Raw genomic sequence first — 15,833 nt, 5'->3', positions numbered from 1 at the left:
GTCGACCGAAGCGCTGGAATCCCCGCAACAGGTTCTACCCACTGGGTTCAGGGCTCCTGCGGTGCGCGGACTGTGGCCGAAAGCTGGTCGGAACGACCGTAAAGCAGATCAGGTACTACCGAGACGTTTCTGCCGTACGGAAGCTGCCGTGCGCCCAGAGTAAGCGCAGCTTCGTTCGTGGCGATAAGGTTGAGACTCAGTTGCGCCTAATCCTGATGAACCTGCCGCAGGACGCCCAAGGTCAACTCATTTCGACGCTCCTTCCTGGTCAAGACCAGACTCGGGCCGAGAGACAGCGTCGGGCCGAGATCGAGCACCTTAGCCTGCGGCGGGAGCGGCTCGGAGTCCGTTTCGAGGTCGGCGAGATAAGCAAGGACCAGTACCTCGAGCGCCTTCGTGCAATAGAGGCGGAGATCGCCCATCTGGTTGCTCCTGTGGCGGAGGCTCCATCTGAGGAGTTCGCCGCCCTCCGAGATGTCCTGGTACGTGCCCTCGGTCTGGGCCTGTATGCCTGGCCCGAGGCGCTGCGGCTGTATCCCGAGGCGTTCCAGGCGACGATCCAACGGCTACTGGAGGCAGTCTACGTTGACCTCGCAGCGGGCCTCATTGTTGGGGTCGCGCCCCGACAGGAGTTCCGGGCTTACTTCGCCGAGGGGACTCAGGTAACGTGGCGCTGGACCTCCTCGACGTCGGTCGAGTGGCCTGTCTTCGCTGATGAACATGGCCCGCACGGGCGGGCCGGTGAGTTAGTTCATGGCGACCCCGAGGGGATTCGAACCCCCGATCTCCACCGTGACAGGGTGGCATGTTTGACCGCTACACCACGGGGCCGCGAGCGCATCCATCTTAGGCAATCTCGCCTCAGCGAGTCAATTTTGCGGTGTGCCTAGCGGATGGGGGTCAGGAGGGAGATGATGCCTCAAGACTACTCGGTGACACCAGGCGCGGGAGATGTGGCGGCCTAGGGCCACTGGACATGAATGAGGGCCGCGGTGGCCGCGCCCAGCTGCAGCCACTGCAGGACGGTGCTTACACGCCGCGCTACGGAGAAGACCCCGAGTGTCGGAGATCCGTCCAGCGAACTGCCTGGGTATTACCACCGGCCCAGCCCGGTGGACCTCGCTGGTCGGGGCGGGCGGATTCGAACCGCCGACCTCTTGAACCCCATTCAAGCACTCTACCAAGCTGAGCTACGCCCCGACACGCAGTCAGTTTAGCATCTGCAGAATGGATCTCGGGGGCTGAGACGACTAGGCCGGCCTGGCGGCGCCGGTCAGGCTACGCGGTTGTGCGCGCGGCGGAACTCGGGAGGGACGGCGAGAAATGCCTGGAAGCGGGCAAGCACGGACTCCAGCTCGCACAGGTCCGCGAGCATCTCTTGCAGGCACGCCCGCGCCTGCTTCGCGAGGCGCCGCAACTCGAGGTCCGTAGTCGGTAATGCCGGGGCGGAGGTCTTGTCGCGCGGCCTGGGGCCCTCGGCGCCGCTAGTCCGCTCATCGCGCATCGATCCCCCCGGGCGCCCTTCCCGTCCGGCCCGACGCCGGAAGGACAGGGGTATCCGATGACGACTCCCGCCGGCGCACGGCCTTTGCGGCTGCCGTCGCGGCGGAGAATGCTGCAAGGATGACGGCAATGGCGACTACGGCGTCGCCCGGGCTTGCGACTGCGCGGCCCGGGAACCACGCCGGCAACACGATCACGTCGGTGAGAGGCGCGAGGGCCGTGTCGCCGCGCTCTTTGAGGATGTCCTTGCTTCGCGGCACGGGGTCGCCCGGCTTCAGATCTGCCACCTCATCGGCGAAGCCGGCGAGGATGGCGTTCTCGGGGGTGACGGGCATGAGCCCGCCGTTGGCGAGCATCGCTGCGAGGTTCATGAGGAGGCCGATGGCCAGGACCTGCATCGGACGCCAACCGCGGTTCGCCCAGGCGAAAACCAGGGCCAGGGCGAAGCCGGACATGATGAGGAGCTGCCGGCCCAGGTCCCAGGATTCCGGGGACAGCAGGAACATGCCCGTCGTCTCGAGAAGGACGGCGAGCAGAGCCAGGTAGGGCAGCTTCAAGTCAAACGGCGGGGTCTTTTGACTCAAAGAGTGGGTGTCTCCCTTCGCGGGGGGCCGGGCAAGGCTGCGGGCGGGCCGGTCCGGCCCCTCCTGGCCGGCGCTGTTAGCTCCAGGCCCAGGGCGCGGTGCCCGCGAAGACTACCGCCAGGAACGAGAGGGCGGACAGGGCGATGGGGAGCAGTCTTTTCATTTGATTTGGTCTCCTTCTTTCGGCCCGGAGGCCTTTCTGCGCGGAGAATAGCGAGGGAGTTGTCACGAACCTATGACGGAGGTGCACGACTTCTTAACCGGTATGCAGATCGGCGGCAAGGGATGGTTGGCCCGCGGCCCAAAACTGTAATACCGGTCCCTCGAGGTCAGGATCGGCCGGCAGGGCCGGTATCTGTGCTATCGGGTCAGGCCCGGCCGGCTGAGAGGCGGCGGGAGATCTCCGCCAGACGGCGCGAAGGCGACATGGAGGCTTCGGCGGCCAGGAAGCGCCGGTAGGACTCGAAGTGGCGCACGGCCGACGCCCGGTCTCCGAGTTCGATATAGCTTTCGATCTTCAGGCAGCGGGCCTCCTCGCTGCTGTCGTCGATCGCCAGTATGCGGTCGCAGAGCTCGATGCAACGGTCGTAGGCGCGGTCGGCGAAGGCGGCGCCCGCGAGAATGGCGGCGACGCGCAGGTACTCATCCTCCAGGCGCTGGCGCAGCTCGTCTGCCCATTCGGAGTAGAAGTCGCGGGCGAAGGGGCCGGTGTAGATCTCGGCGGCCCGTTCGAAGCAGCGGAGGCGCTCGGGGTCGTCCACGGGCAGCGAGTCGCCGTCCTGTACGTAGCGCTCGAACTCACGCACGTCGAAGCTAAAGGGCGCGGCCGGGTTCAGGCGGTAGCGTCCGTTCGCGTTCGTGATCACGTCGAAGTAGGTGGCGCTCCGGAGCCGGTAGAGGGTGGAGTGGAAGTTGCTGGTCGCGCGTGCCCGGTCGAACTCCGGCCAGAGGGCGGCGCAGCACTCGTCGCGGGAGGCGGGCTGCCTTGCCGCGAGGAAGAAGAAGAACATCTCCTTGCTCTTCACCGACGACCACTCCGAGTCGGTGATCAGGCGGCCGTCGATCTCTACGCTGGTCTCACCGAAGCCGCGGGCCTCCACCGGCGGGTAGCTCGGGCCAAGGCCGAGATCGAGCGCGACGCGGCGGCCCTGCTCCTCGCGCAGTCTGGCGAAGAGGCCGTCACCGAGGCGCTTCGAGGAGGCGAAGGCGGTGAGAGCGGGACAGCGGCGGGCGTCGGCCGCGAGGAAGGCCGAGTAGCCGATCTCCCGCACGAGCCGCACGACATCCTGGAGGGCGGCGAGCGCGCGGCGGCGGCTGTTGGTGGCGAGGTACACGTGGGCGAGGTGGAAGAGGGCGCGGGCCTCTTCGCGGGCGGCACCGGCTGCCCTGAAGACGCGCAGGGCGTACTGGAGGCGGGCCGCGGACTCTGGGAACTCACCCCGCAGGTGGCTCAGGATGCCCAGGGAGAGCGAAAGTAGGCCGTTCTCGTAGACGCCGCCCCGCTCACCAACCTCCGCGGCGGCGTGCCGGATGAGGCTTTCCGCTTTCTGTAGGTCGCCCATGAGCATGTAGGTCATGCCGAGGGCGTCCACGGCGTAGTCGACGAAGTAGGCCTCGCCGAGGCGGCGGGCTTTGTCGAGCCCGTCGTTGTACAGGTCGATGGCCTGGTCGTAGTGGCCGGTGTCGCGCTTGACGTCGGCGAGGGAAAGCGTCGCGATGGCTTCGATACGGGCGTTGCCAGTCGCCCGCGAGCGTTCGATGGCCTCGGCGAGGAGGTGGGAACTCTCTTCGTACTCGCCCTGCAGGGAGTACATCATGCCCAGGTTGTTCAGGGTGAGGACAAGCCGATAGTCGTTGCCGAGGCTTGCCCAGCCCTGCCTCGCGCGCTCCAGGTACATCTGCGCCTGGTCGATCTGCCCGAGGTTGCCGAAGGCGACCGCGAGGTCGTCCGCGGCGATGGAGGCCGTGCGCACATCTCCCAGCTTTTCGGCCAGGGCGAGCGCCTTGCGAAGCGGCGGCACGGCGCGAGCGAAGCCGCCGCCGGCGCCAATCGCTACTCCCAGCCAGAGATTGGCCTCGGCTTCGACCTGCGGCGGCGCGCCGGCCCGCGTCAGGAGGGACGCGGCCGCCCGGCAGGTCTTGACGGCTTCCTGATGCTGGCCCTTCCTGCTGAGGCAGACCCCGCGATAGAGCAGGGCAAGCCCCCTCACGGTCTCGGGCGCCTCGTCTTCAAGGAGGTCAGAGATGACTTGCAACGCGGCGTCAAGCTCGCCCAGGTCAACCTTGACTCGAGCCCGGAGGAGCAGGAGGTCGGGCTGTGTCTGGACCACCTCGCGGGGCAGCGCCTCCAGCCATTCGTGCAGCGTCGCGGCGCGGCCATAGGCAAGCATGGATTCGGATGCCGCGCGCAGCGCGCGCACGGCGTCCGGCCAGACCTGGCCCTCGATGTAAAAGGAAACGGCGCCTTCCCAGTCTCCTCGCGCTTCGCAGAGCTGGCCCGCCTTCAAGGCAAGCGTGGCGAAGCGATTGCCCTTCTCGGCGCGCAGCTTTCCCTTGAGGTAGGCGCGAAACGGCTGGTGCAGACGGTACACCGGCGGGTCGGCCTCGACCCGGGTGGCGAAGAGGTTGCGGCGCTCCAGTTCCTTGAGGATGTCGCGCGAGTCCTTGCGCTCGAGAAGTTCGTCGCAGAAGGAGGGGTCCAGCACCTTCAGGAGGCTCGTCGAGAGGAGGAAGCGACGAAGGGCAGGCGTCTGGCGGTTGAATGCCTCACTCAGGAGGTCGTCCAGGAGCAGCTCGGCGCGGGGAGTCGACTCAATCGTCCCTGCCTCGCCGACGGTGAGCAGCGCGAGGTGCGCCGCCCAGCCCCCCGTGGCCTCGAGGAGGGCCTGGGCCTCGCGGTCATCGATCTCGGTCTCACGGACTTCGCGGAAGAAGCGGCGGACCTCGTCGTGGTCGAAGGCGAGGTCTTCGAGGCCAAGCCACAGCGCCGCACCTCGGGCCACAAGGCGGGCGAGGCCGGCCAGCCGCGGCAAGTCCCGCGACGAAATGACGATGTGGCAGGTCTCAGGGGCGGAGGCGATCAACTCCTCGACAAGCGCGAGCGCCTCGCGGGAGCCTTCGATGGTCTGGAAGTCGTCGAGGACGATTACACGCGGGCCATCCGCGAGCGCGCTCCAGACCAGGAGCCTGAGCTGGCGGCGCAGGTCGTCGAGTGGCGCCCGGGCCGGCGCGGCGACGCCTTCGGCGCTCCCGAGGGCGCGCGCCAGGCTGGCAAGCAGTTCACCGCCGTCCCGGTCCCAGGCGTCGAGGCTCAGCCAGGCGCAGGGCTGTTCGAGCTCGGCGACGAAGTCGGCAAGGAGGGCTGTCTTTCCGAACCCGGAAGGCGCGGTGATCAACGTGAGCCGCTTGCCCAGGTTGGCGCGCATCAGGGCGAGGAGGCGCGGACGCGGGATGGTATCGCTGCGCCGCGCCGGCGCGCTTGTCTTGACCGCTGCTGATGGCAGCGCCTGGTTCACAGTTAACCCGCCCCCGTGCCAGAGCGAGTGCCTCGCACGCAGGCCCCCGCCGTGCAGCCTACCACTCCGGCGGACTGCTTGCTAACGGGCGGCCCGGCCGGGACTTGGCGGGAGCGGGTGGTGGGATCGCGGTCTAAGGCTGCGCGGCGGTCAGAGCGAGCGGGGGCCGCTCGCCGTCGCTGCGCTTGGCTCGCGGAGGGTGGTGGGGGGACACCCCCCACGCCCCCCGGCAGAGGGCTGCGCCCTCTGCACTCGGCTCTGGGGCGGCTTCTTTGCGACGTCGGCTTCGCCCAATGTGCCGGGCCGCGTGATCTACGGCTCCGAGGCATGGTGGGACGGGCGGGTGGCAACGGGTGGCGACTGCGCGCCTCCGACGATGGTGTGGGGCCTGGTCTAAGGCTGCGCGGCGGTGGGAGCGAGCGGAGGCGCTCGCCGTCGCTGCGCTTGGCTCGCGGAGGGTGGTGGGGGGACACCCCCCACGCCCCCCGGCGGAGGGCTGCGCCTCTGCGGTCCGCTTTCGGGCGACCTGTCGCGCGCTGGCGGTGTCGCCCGATGGCGGCGGGCTGCGGGCTGCGCGCGGTGCGCCTCGGACGACCCATCGTCGCAGGGCCGCATTCGCGGTCGTCGGGCTGCGGGCGGCTGCCCGTGCTGGGCTTCGCGGCCGTTCGGCGGCTCCTCGAGAGGGCGTAAGGCTCCTGACAGTATGTGACGGGATGCGCTCGAACAGACCGGCGGCCATCCGGATAATCGATAGGGAGGAGGAGTGATGGCTTTCGCGGTCGAGACGCACGAGTTGCGGCGCGAATTCGCGGGCGGCGTCGTCGCCGTTGGCGGCGTGGACCTCCTGGTACGGGCCGGCGAGACGTTTGCCTTCCTGGGACCAAACGGCGCCGGCAAGACGACGACAGTGCGCATGCTCACGACGCTCCTGCGCCCGACGTCAGGCTCGGCGCTGGTCGCCGGCTTCGACGTGTACCGCCAGCAACACGAGGTCCGGCGTTCCATTGGTGTCGCCCTCCAGGAGGCGGGCCTGGACGCCCTGGCGACGGGTCGAGAGCTGCTGGTGCTGCAGGCGCAGCTCTACGGCTTCCGCCGGAGCGAGGCGGCCCGGCGGGCGGCGGAACTACTGGAGCTTGTCGGCCTCGAGGAGGCCGCGGACCGCCAGATCAAGACTTACTCGGGCGGGATGAAGCGGCGGCTGGACCTGGCCAGCGCCCTGGTGCACGGACCGCGGCTCCTCTTTCTCGACGAGCCGACGGAGGGCCTGGACCCGGCAAGCCGCCAGGCGGTCTGGCAGGAGGTCCAGCGCCTGAACAAGGAGTTCGGCGTCACGGTCTTCCTGACGACGCACTATCTCGAGGAGGCAGACCGCCTCTCCGACCGGCTGGCGATCATCGACCGCGGTGTCATCGTGGCCGAGGGTAAGCCCTCCGAGCTGAAGGCGACGATCGGCGGCGGCGTAGTCTCGATTGGGGTCGAGCCGGCTCGTCTCCCGCAGGCGAGGCAGGTCCTCAGCGGTCTCGAGGGGCTGCGCGACATCCGCGCGGACGGCGGCGCCCTGACGCTATTCGTGAAGGATGGCGCCGGGGTCATCGCGCAGGTAGTGCGCCTGCTCGATACGGCTCATGTCCCGGTGGAGTCTGTCGCGCTCAGCGAGCCGACGCTCGACGAGGTATTCCTGCGCGCGACGGGATCGAGACTTGAGGGCGCCGGCAACGGCAGCGGAGGGAGCGATGGCTGAGGCAACTGTGGCAATCCAGTTGGCGCCCTGGAATTTCTGGCGTGAAGCCGTGCGCGCCGCGTTTCTGCTGGGCGCGCGGGAGGCGCGGCTGGCGATCCGGACGCCGGCGTACCTGGTGCCCAACCTCGTGATCCCGGTCTTCTTCTATTTCGTGATGGTGGGCTCCCTCGAGGAGTTCGCCAGCCGGTCCGGGATCTCGAACTGGGAGGCGTTCCAGTTGCCGGTAGCCATCGTCTTCGCGGTGCAGGGAGGCAGCGCCGGCCTGAATATGGTCGCGGACATCGAAAGCGGCTACTTCGACAAATTGCTGCTGACGCCGGCGAACCGCGTTTCCATTCTGATTGGCGCCATGGGCGCCGACTTCCTGCGCATCATGGCGCAGGCCGCCGTGGTCCTGGTCATCGCTTTCGCCACCGGGTTGGAATTCGCCACGGGCGTGCCGGGCGCCGTGGCGCTGGTGCTCCTGAGCAGCTTCTGGGGCCTTGCTTATTCCGCGATCGGCTTTGCGGTGGCGATCAAGACGGGCAATGCTCAGGCGACACAGAGCCTGTGGGCGCTGTTCATGCCGATGATGTTCCTGACGACGCTGTTCGCGCCCATGGAGGCCCTGAGCGGCTGGTTGAAGGTCGCGGCGACGGTGAACCCGATGACCTACCTGCTGCGGGGCATGCGCGCCCTCTCGTCGGAGGGCTGGGACATGGCGGACCTGGGGGTCGCGATTGCGGCTGTCGCGGCTCTGGGTGTGGTGACGCTGACGCTTGCCTTCGCGGCGCTGAAGAGCCGGGTCAGGTAGCTCCGGGCGGTGACGGCGGACAGCGGGTCGGTCTGGTGAGGCTGGCCCAGCAGGTCCCACTCACTTCAGGACGGCGATGGCAATAACCGGGCCTATGGAAGACTGTTAGCGGTTCCCCGACGAGCCGAGGGTCTGGAGGAAATCGTCGAGAGTAAGGTACGGCAATCCGAGGCGCTGACAAGCTGTCGTCATGGCGATCTTGATGGGAAGCCGATCTACTGTGTCGTCCGTGACGACTTGAGGCTTCGGGCCCAGGCGCTGCAGTTCCAAGGCCTGGGCTAGGACGTACGGATCACCCTTTTCCACTTCCGCATCCGCCTCGATCACTTCCCCGCAACTCCCATCACGTGCTTGACCAGTGCGGGATCTGGGTCGTAAGCAAAAGCGACGCGAGGTCCGACGCCAAGAGCCCAGGCCTCTGGTGTGTCGACGTGTCTCGCTTGCCTCAATTCGTCTGCGACCTGACGAGGAAAGAACAGCATCCGCCCTCGCACCAACTCCGTCAGCCGTTCAAACAGCGACCACTGTTCGCCCGCTGGTACAATCCTCTTCATGTTGATGAGCGCAGAGGAGTCAATTACCCAGACATCCTCTTGCTGCACCTCTACGCGCTCTCCAATTGCCGCGCAAGTTCGTCCAATTCAGCCCCATCAAGGCGAAGGTAATCCCTGAGATCTCGCTCGGTCAGAAGGTGGGACTCAAAAGCCTTGAAGACTAACCTTAGGGGCCGCGGCCCCACCTCCGCTTTCCGGCGTTCTGGAGCTCGTTGGCCGCGGCCGCGGCCAAAACCCTTTAGACGATCAGTTATGGGAGCTGATTCCTCGATGTCTTCGTAGACGGACTGGTCGAGATATCCTCCTCTAATCAGTGCGACTGCGGCCGCGCGTAGACTCACTTTGAACGTACTCGCCGCCTTCTTCACGAGGTCAACGTCTTCTGACACGCTAGCCTGGCTCCTGACGAAGTCATGGATTGCCGTTAAAGGCATGAGCGTTGCGCTCGCCGTTTCTTCGCACCATCGCTCAAGTCGGCGAGTTCCCGTGCTCTCCAGGCACGCGCTATCTGTGCGAGAGCCTAGATGCGCCAGCTCGTGGAAGATGGTGAACGAACGCGCCTGGTAGTTCTCTGCAGTGTTGACTGCGATCAGTGGAGCGAGGTCATCAAACATACTGAAACCTCGGATGCCTTTGCCCAGCTGGAGTTGGAAGACGAAGACACCGAGACTTTCAAGAGTTGCACGCCACGTCTCGAAGGCCTGTTTGGCGTCGTTCCAAGTCAATTGCGTCTCCGCGGAGACTCCTACCCAGTCGCGGAGGATTGTGCCCGCCTCCGATGGCTCTAATCCACTGACCTGCGGGATGTCTGGAGGTTCTATGGCTTGGCGCGTGACGACCCATCGAAGAAGGCGCTGAAGCCGGCGGGCGCGCCGAGTTAGCCTGAGCTCCTCCGGGGCGAGGTTTCGCTGACCAGCGCCCGACGCGCGTCGTAGGGCATCCGGAAGACCAAAGGACTCGGGCGGCGCCGGGAGGAGGAGGACAGACAGCGGCCGATGCAGGACCTCTGCGAGTCTTTTGGCCTGGCCTACGGTTGGCCGAACCTCTTCACTGATCCATGCACGGACTGTCTCGACAGGGTAATTACTCCGGTCAGCAACCTGGTCAATGGATAGGCCAGCCTGCTCCATCGCCCAAGCTGCGACGCTACCTGTAATGGGAACAGTCTTTAGAGTCATCCTTTTTCGCCCTGCTCGGCGTCGAACAGAGCGATTCTATCGCACACACGCGGCGACATCGCGCGTGCGCAGGAACTGGGCAGCGCGGCACAAGTGACAGACGCTGCGTGGTTTGGGCTCGAAAGAGCGAACCGCGGTGGTGCCCCCACGGGGATTCGAACCCCGGTTTTAGCCTTGAAAGGGCCACGTCCTAGTCCCCTAGACGATGGGGGCGCCACTCCAAAGCATAACGCATGGCGGCGAACGCACAGGCGGTCGGGGTAGCGGACGCGGCGTTTATGCGCCCGGCGTTATGCGCTATGCTTGAGTCCGCCTGGCATGCGATTCTTGGCGGGGCGCATACCGGCATAGGCGCATACATGGCACGAACCGGAGTGAAGCCCCGCGGTGTGGCGCGCCCTCAGGGCGCGCGCCAGAATGCCGTCCGCTCAACGAGACCCTCTGCCGGACGCCGGCGACGCGGCCAGCCGCTGTACGAGACAGCCGTGCGCTGGCTCTGGCGGGTCGAGACCCTTGGCCTCGCCCTCGTCCTGATCTCCATTGCCGCGCTAGCCCTTCTTGCCGGCGCCGGCCCGCCGCCTGCTGCGCTGGCGAGCCTGGCTGAGGCGACAGGCATGGCATCGCTCGCGCTGGCGGGAGTGGCCGGGACGATAGGTGTCCTCATCTGGCGTCGCGACCTCGGGCTCCTGGCCCGCTACCCGCGCGCCCTGGCCGCTTCGGCGCCGGCGGCAGTGTTCCTGCTCGGACTTGCCTCGCTCACGGGTCCGGCGTGGTGGCTGGCCGGCGTGCCCCTGGCCGAAGTGTCAGGCGGCGGTGACTTAGGCGCTGCCCTCACTGGCTCGGTATTGGGGTTGCTGGCCTGGATCGCGGCCGGCGTTGCATTCGTGGCCATCGGCTGGCCGCAGGTGGCGAAGGGCATTCTGCGCCAGACGCCGGTAGTGCTGAGGGTGGTGTGGGGCTGGCGTATTCCGCAGCGGGCCTTTGCGGGCATCGTCGCAGTCGTGGAGTTCGCCTTCCCGACGAAGCCGCCCCTGGACGAGCGGCCGCAGCACGTGCCGCCCTCCTGGCTGCCCCGGGAGGCGGAGCCGATCGAGCGCTTCGAGGCCGAGCCTCCGCAGGAGGAAGCGCCGCCACCCGGCCCTGCCCGCCAGGTCGAGCTGCCGATTGGCTGGCGCGACGACGAAGAGCGCGGCCCGGCGCCGCTTCCGGTGTCCTCTTTCCACTGGTCGCTGCCGCCGATTGACATGCTGTCCGCCGGTGTCGCAGACGCCGAGGTCGCGAAGCCCGACAATGCCGCGCGGGCGGCGCTCATCGTGGAGACGCTGGCGAGCTTCGGGGTGGATGCGCGCGTTACGCAGATCAACGAGGGGCCGACGGTTACTCAGTTCGGCATCGAGCCGGGCTGGGACATCAAGTACCGGCAGGTCGTGGAACGCGACCGCGAAGGCAGGCCCGTCCTGGGGAAGGACGGCAAGCCGGTCATGCGCCAGGAGGAGGTCTCCCGCACGCGGGTGCGGGTGAACGAGATCACGCGCCTGCAGAACGACCTCGCGCTGGCGCTCGCGGCGCCGTCGATCCGCATCGAGGCGCCGGTGCCGGGGAAGGCGCTGGTGGGCATCGAGGTCCCGAACTCGGCGGCGTCGGTCGTGACGCTGCGCTCGGTGATCGAGACGCCCGCATTCCAGCGCATCGCCGCGAAGTCGAAGCTGGCGCTGGCGTTGGGGAAGAGCGTGTCGGGAGAACCGGTGGTTGCGGACCTGACGAAGGCGCCGCACCTGCTCATCGCCGGGGCGACGGGGTCAGGGAAGAGCATCTGCATCAACTCGATCATCTCCTGCATCCTCATGCACGCTAAGCCGGAAGAGGTGCGCTTCGTGATGATTGACCCGAAGCGCGTGGAGTTGTCGAGCTTCGCGATGATCCCCCACCTCGCCTTCTCGTCGATCATCGTCGACGTCGAGAAGGTGGTGGGGACGCTGGGGGCGGTGATCGCGGAGATGGAGTCACGCTACAAGCGCTTTGCCGCCCTCGCGGTCCGGAACATCGACGCGTACAACCGGCACCCGAAGGTCACAGAGCGCATGCCCTACTGGGTCGTGATCATCGACGAGCTTGCGGACCTGATGATGGCTGCGCCGTTCGAGGTGGAACGCCAGATCTGCCGCCTGGCCCAGCTGGCCCGGGCTACGGGGATCCACCTCATCGTGGCGACGCAGCGGCCGTCGGTGGACGTGGTCACGGGCCTAATCAAGGCGAACTTCCCGACGCGGATCGCCTTCGCCGTGAGCTCGCAGGTGGACTCGCGCACGATCATCGACACGGCTGGCGCCGAGCGCCTGCTTGGCCGCGGCGACATGCTCTACATGCCAACGGACGCCTCGAAGCCGAAGCGGCTGCAGGGGGTGTATGTGTCCGACCAGGAGATCGACCGTATAGTCACCTTCTGGGCGAACGAGCGCTCCCGGACGGGCAATGCCACGCCGGTCTATGACCACCTGCTGGAAGAGGCAGCTGTCGAGGCGGAGGCTGAAGAAGACGGCGACCCCATGTTCGAGCGCGCGAAGGCGCTGGCGATGGAGCACCGCCGCGTGTCGACTTCGTTGCTGCAGCGGCGGCTGCGGATCGGCTATCCGCGGGCGGCGCGCCTGATCGACATGCTCGAGGAAGAAGGGATCGTGGGGCCGGCCGGGCCGGGCGGCTCGCGCGAGGTGATCGGCGGCGACGGCTTCGGCGATATCGACGACGACTTCTAGGCGCGCGCCATCTCCGGGTGGCGCTTGAGGCCGTCGAGCAGCGTGCGGGCGGCTGACTCGAAGCGCGAGACATCGGCGAAGGGGCGGGCCAGGAGCATGGCTCCCTCCAGGGTGGAGATCACGGCGCGGGCCACGCCGGCCGGCTCCTCTTCGAAAGCCAGCACGCCCTGGTCGCGACCGCCTTCCAGCACGCGGCTGAGCCAGGCCTCGTTGCGGTTGAAGAAGTCCAGGACGGCGTGGCGCATCTGCCGGGGCAGGGTCTGGAAGTCGGCGGCAAGCATGCCACAGAGGCAGAGACGGCCGCGGCGCAGGACGGCGGCGTAGAGGCCGGCATAGGCGCTCAAGCGCGCCAGCGGGTCAGGCTCGGAGGCCTCGATCTTGTCCAGGGCCACCATAAAGCGCTCGGTGTAGCGCTCGACCAGGGCGCGGCCGAGTTCGGCTTTGCCGGCAAAGTGGTAGTGGAGGCTGGCGGTGGTCACGCGCAGTTCGGCGGCGACGTCGGCGTAGCTGAAGCCGTTGTAGCCGCGCGTCTGGATCAGGCGCTCGGCTACGTCGAGGATGCGGGAGCGGGTGTCGGTAGCGGGTCTGCGAACGGGCCGTCTCATGGGGGAAATCCTAGCAGGTTTTCGCGCCGGAATGTACTTGTCATCTACCTACTAGTAGGTTAAGGTGTGCGCCATCAAGGCCGAGGAGGCGAGCGATGGTGGCGACGCGACACGAGACCGAGCACAGGAGCTTCTCCCAGCCGCAGGAGGTCCGGGAGTTCCCCAACGGGCGGGCCGAACTGATAAATGTAGGCGGCTCCGAGATCGGGCGGCTGGTGTTTCAGCCGGGCTGGCGCTGGTCCAAGGACCTCAAGCCGCTCGTCGGCACCGACTCCTGCCATGCGCCGCACTTCCAGTACCACGTGAGCGGCCGGCTTGCGATCCGCATGGACGACGGCACGGAGTTCATCGCCGGCCCCGGGGACGTCACGTCCCTGCCGAAGGGCCACGACGCCTGGGTGGTGGGCGACGAGCCGGTCGTCGTCGTCGACTGGTACGGCGCCAGCAACTACGCGAAGGCGGGCTAGGCTAGCCTGCAGCCCTCGCCTCTTCCTCGATGCCCGGACGCGGACAGGGCCGCCAGGGCGCGCACGAGGCCCTCGCGCCAGCCCTCGCCCAGCGCGGAGATATCGAGGCGGAGCTGGTGCGCGCCGAGGAAAGACACGCCGGCGAGGCGTTTCGGGAAGCGGTCGCGGTCGATGCGCCGGCCGGCCAGCAGGCGGACGACGATCTGGCGGTCTTCCGTCTGGAGCGCGGAGACGCCGGCTTCGGCGGCGAGGAGGCGCAGACGGACCACCCAGGTGAGGTTCCTGGCGGCGGCGGGCGCCTCGCCGAAGCGGTCGCGCATCTCCTGCTCGATGGCGTCGACCTCGGCGTTCGAGGCGGCGCGGGCGAGGCGCTGGTAGAGGGCGAGGCGGAGGTTGAGGTCCGGGACGTAGGTCTCCGGCAGGTACGCCGTCAGCGGCAGGTCGACCACCATCGCCGGGCGGCCGATGAGGGGCTCCGGCGGCGTCTCGCCGCGCTGGAGCGCCTTCAGGCGCTGCACGGCTTCGCCCAGCAGGCGCACGTACAGGTCGAACCCCACTGCTGCCATATGCCCGCTCTGCTCCACGCCGAGAAGGTTGCCGGCGCCGCGGATCTCGAGGTCTTTGAGGGCAATCTGGAAGCCGGCCCCGAGCTCCGTAGCCTCGAATATGGCCTGCAGGCGGCGCTGCGCCGTCTCGGACAGGGCCGTGTGCTTCTCGTAGAGAAGGTAAGCATAGGCGCGGACGGCGCTCCGGCCGACGCGCCCCCGGAGTTGGTAAAGCTGGGCCAGGCCGAGCTTGTCGGCGTGGTTGATGATGATCGTGTTTGCGTTCGGGATGTCGAGTCCGGACTCGATGATGGTGGTGCACACCAGGACGTCGATCTCGCCCGCGGCGAAGCGGAGCATGGTTGCCTCGAGCTGCTCCTCCGGCATCTGGCCGTGGCCGATGCCGACCTCTGCCTCCGGCACGAGTCTGCGGATACGGGCGGCGACCATCTCGATGTTGTGGACGCGGTTGTGGACGAAGAAGACCTGCCCGCCGCGCTCCAGCTCGCGCATGATCGCTTCCCGGATCAGGTGGTCATCGGACTCCATCACGTAGGTGCGGATGGGCAGGCGGTGCTCGGGCGGCGTGACCATGCTCGACATGTCGCGGATGCCCACCAGCGACATGTGGAGGGTGCGGGGTATCGGTGTCGCCGAGAGAGTGAGGACGTCGACCTCCTGGCGCATCTGCTTGAGGCGCTCCTTATGGCCGACGCCGAAGCGCTGCTCTTCGTCGATGATCAGGAGGCCGAGCTTCTTGAACTGCACGTCCTTCTGGAGGAGGCGGTGCGTCCCGATGATAATGTCAACGCTGCCATCCGCGAGGCCGGCGATTACGGAGCGGGCCTCGCGGTCGTTCAGGAAGCGCGACAGCATCTCGACGCGGCAGGGGAGGCTCGCGAGGCGCTCGCGGAAGGTGTTGTAGTGCTGCTGGGCGAGGACCGTGGTAGGCACGAGGACAGCGACCTGGAAGCCGTCCATGACCGCCTTGAACGCTGCCCGGATCGCGACCTCGGTCTTGCCGTAGCCGACGTCGCCGCAGACCAGGCGGTCCATAGGGCGGGGCGCCTCCATGTCGGCCTTGACGGCGTGGATGGCCTCGAGCTGGTCGGGCGTCTCAACGTAAGGGAAAGAGGCCTCGAGCTCCTGCTGCCAGGGCGTGTCGGGCGAGAAGGCGTGTCCCTCCAGAACCTGGCGCCGGGCGTACAGCTCCAGGAGGTCCTTCGCCACGTCGGCGACAGCGCGGCGGACGCGGTCGCGGGTGCGCGCCCACTCGCCGCTGCCCAGACGGGTCAGCCCGGGGCGGTGGTCCCCGGGGCCGATGTAGCGGGCGATGCGGTCTGACTGGTCAACCGGCACGAAGAGGCGGTCGCCTTCGGCGTACTGGAGCTCGAGGAATTCGCGGGAGACGCCGTCGACTGTGCGCGTGGCCATGCCGGCGAAACGGGCGATGCCGTGCTCGATGTGGACGACGTAGTCGCCGGGCGTCAGGTCGGCGATCAGGTTGGAGCGGTCCGGCCCCGGCTGGCGCATGGCCCGGCGCTGCTTGACGAAGCCGAAGACCTCGGCGTCGGTGAGCAGGAGCAGCGGCGGGG

Annotated in this window: 11 protein-coding genes and 3 tRNA genes; 4 read left to right on the top strand and 10 right to left on the bottom strand. The window is 67.6% G+C overall.

The annotated features are described in order from the left end of the window. Positions 1-206 precede the first annotated feature (206 nt). The 6 genes from VNN10_00275 to VNN10_00250 all read right to left on the bottom strand — a co-directional run bounded on the left by VNN10_00275 (position 207) and on the right by VNN10_00250 (position 5,602). A complete protein-coding gene (locus VNN10_00275; GenBank protein ID HXH20434.1) occupies positions 207-563 on the bottom strand; it encodes a hypothetical protein in 357 nt (118 codons plus the stop codon). A gap of 191 nt (positions 564-754) precedes the next feature. After that, positions 755-831, bottom strand: a tRNA-Asp gene (locus VNN10_00270). Positions 832-1,123: 292 nt separating this feature from the next. After that, a tRNA-Pro gene (locus VNN10_00265) sits at positions 1,124-1,200 on the bottom strand. A gap of 73 nt (positions 1,201-1,273) precedes the next feature. Further along, positions 1,274-1,504 (bottom strand): hypothetical protein, encoded by a 231-nt coding sequence (locus VNN10_00260; GenBank protein ID HXH20433.1) that lies wholly within the window; start codon positions 1,502-1,504, stop codon positions 1,274-1,276. Beyond that, a complete protein-coding gene (locus VNN10_00255; protein ID HXH20432.1) occupies positions 1,494-2,087 on the bottom strand; it encodes a DUF5317 family protein in 594 nt (197 codons plus the stop codon). Before VNN10_00255 ends, VNN10_00260 begins: the two co-directional genes overlap by 11 nt. Before the next feature lie 368 nt (positions 2,088-2,455). Further along, complete coding sequence (locus VNN10_00250) at positions 2,456-5,602, bottom strand: tetratricopeptide repeat protein (protein HXH20431.1); 3,147 nt, start codon at positions 5,600-5,602, stop codon at positions 2,456-2,458. Positions 5,603-6,368: 766 nt separating this feature from the next. On the opposite strand from VNN10_00250, the gene VNN10_00245 reads away from it, so the two are divergent. Then, entirely contained in the window at positions 6,369-7,343 is a 975-nt protein-coding gene (locus VNN10_00245; protein ID HXH20430.1) for an ATP-binding cassette domain-containing protein, read from the top strand. Then, positions 7,336-8,136: an ABC transporter permease gene (locus VNN10_00240; protein ID HXH20429.1), complete on the top strand. Its 801-nt coding sequence runs from the start codon at positions 7,336-7,338 to the stop codon at positions 8,134-8,136. Before VNN10_00245 ends, VNN10_00240 begins: the two co-directional genes overlap by 8 nt. Positions 8,137-8,740: 604 nt before the next feature. On the opposite strand, the gene VNN10_00235 is transcribed toward VNN10_00240, so the two are convergent. Both VNN10_00235 and VNN10_00230 read right to left on the bottom strand, forming a co-directional pair. Next, complete coding sequence (locus VNN10_00235) at positions 8,741-9,415, bottom strand: ImmA/IrrE family metallo-endopeptidase (GenBank protein ID HXH20428.1); 675 nt, start codon at positions 9,413-9,415, stop codon at positions 8,741-8,743. Between the two features lie 590 nt (positions 9,416-10,005). Continuing rightward, positions 10,006-10,081, bottom strand: a tRNA-Glu gene (locus VNN10_00230). Between the two features lie 272 nt (positions 10,082-10,353). Here VNN10_00230 and VNN10_00225 point away from each other — a divergent pair. Further along, the gene (locus VNN10_00225; GenBank protein ID HXH20427.1) at positions 10,354-12,621 is read left to right on the top strand and encodes a DNA translocase FtsK; all 2,268 of its coding nucleotides are present in this window, start codon (positions 10,354-10,356) and stop codon (positions 12,619-12,621) included. Here VNN10_00225 and VNN10_00220 read toward each other — a convergent pair. Continuing rightward, positions 12,618-13,226, bottom strand: coding sequence for a TetR/AcrR family transcriptional regulator (locus tag VNN10_00220; GenBank protein HXH20426.1), 609 nt, complete (start codon positions 13,224-13,226; stop codon positions 12,618-12,620). The genes VNN10_00225 and VNN10_00220 overlap by 4 nt on opposite strands. A gap of 95 nt (positions 13,227-13,321) precedes the next feature. Here VNN10_00220 and VNN10_00215 point away from each other — a divergent pair, with 95 nt between their 5' ends. Beyond that, on the top strand, positions 13,322-13,693 hold the full coding sequence (locus VNN10_00215; GenBank protein HXH20425.1) for a cupin domain-containing protein: 372 nt from the start codon (positions 13,322-13,324) through the stop codon (positions 13,691-13,693). Here VNN10_00215 and mfd read toward each other — a convergent pair. Continuing rightward, the coding region (mfd, locus tag VNN10_00210; GenBank protein ID HXH20424.1) for a transcription-repair coupling factor at positions 13,690-15,833 on the bottom strand (2,144 nt) is incomplete at its 5' end. The two genes, VNN10_00215 and mfd, sit on opposite strands and share 4 nt — an antisense overlap.

The sequence above is a fragment of the Dehalococcoidia bacterium genome (assembly GCA_035574915.1).
In the GTDB taxonomy this organism is placed as follows: domain Bacteria; phylum Chloroflexota; class Dehalococcoidia; order DSTF01; family WHTK01; genus DATLYJ01.
The sequence above is the reverse complement of the archived record's forward strand: the minus strand, read 5'-3'. Positions and strand labels throughout refer to the sequence as shown.

Bases quoted from the DNA above. Each gene is read 5' to 3' on its own strand.
- VNN10_00260 (HXH20433.1), bottom strand. From the start codon at position 1,504: ATGCGCGATGAGCGGACTAGCGGCGCCGAGGGCCCCAGGCCGCGCGAC.
- VNN10_00245 (HXH20430.1), top strand. From the start codon at position 6,369: ATGGCTTTCGCGGTCGAGACGCACGAGTTGCGGCGCGAATTCGCGGGC.
- VNN10_00240 (HXH20429.1), top strand. From the start codon at position 7,336: ATGGCTGAGGCAACTGTGGCAATCCAGTTGGCGCCCTGGAATTTCTGG.
- VNN10_00220 (HXH20426.1), bottom strand. From the start codon at position 13,226: ATGAGACGGCCCGTTCGCAGACCCGCTACCGACACCCGCTCCCGCATC.
- VNN10_00215 (HXH20425.1), top strand. From the start codon at position 13,322: ATGGTGGCGACGCGACACGAGACCGAGCACAGGAGCTTCTCCCAGCCG.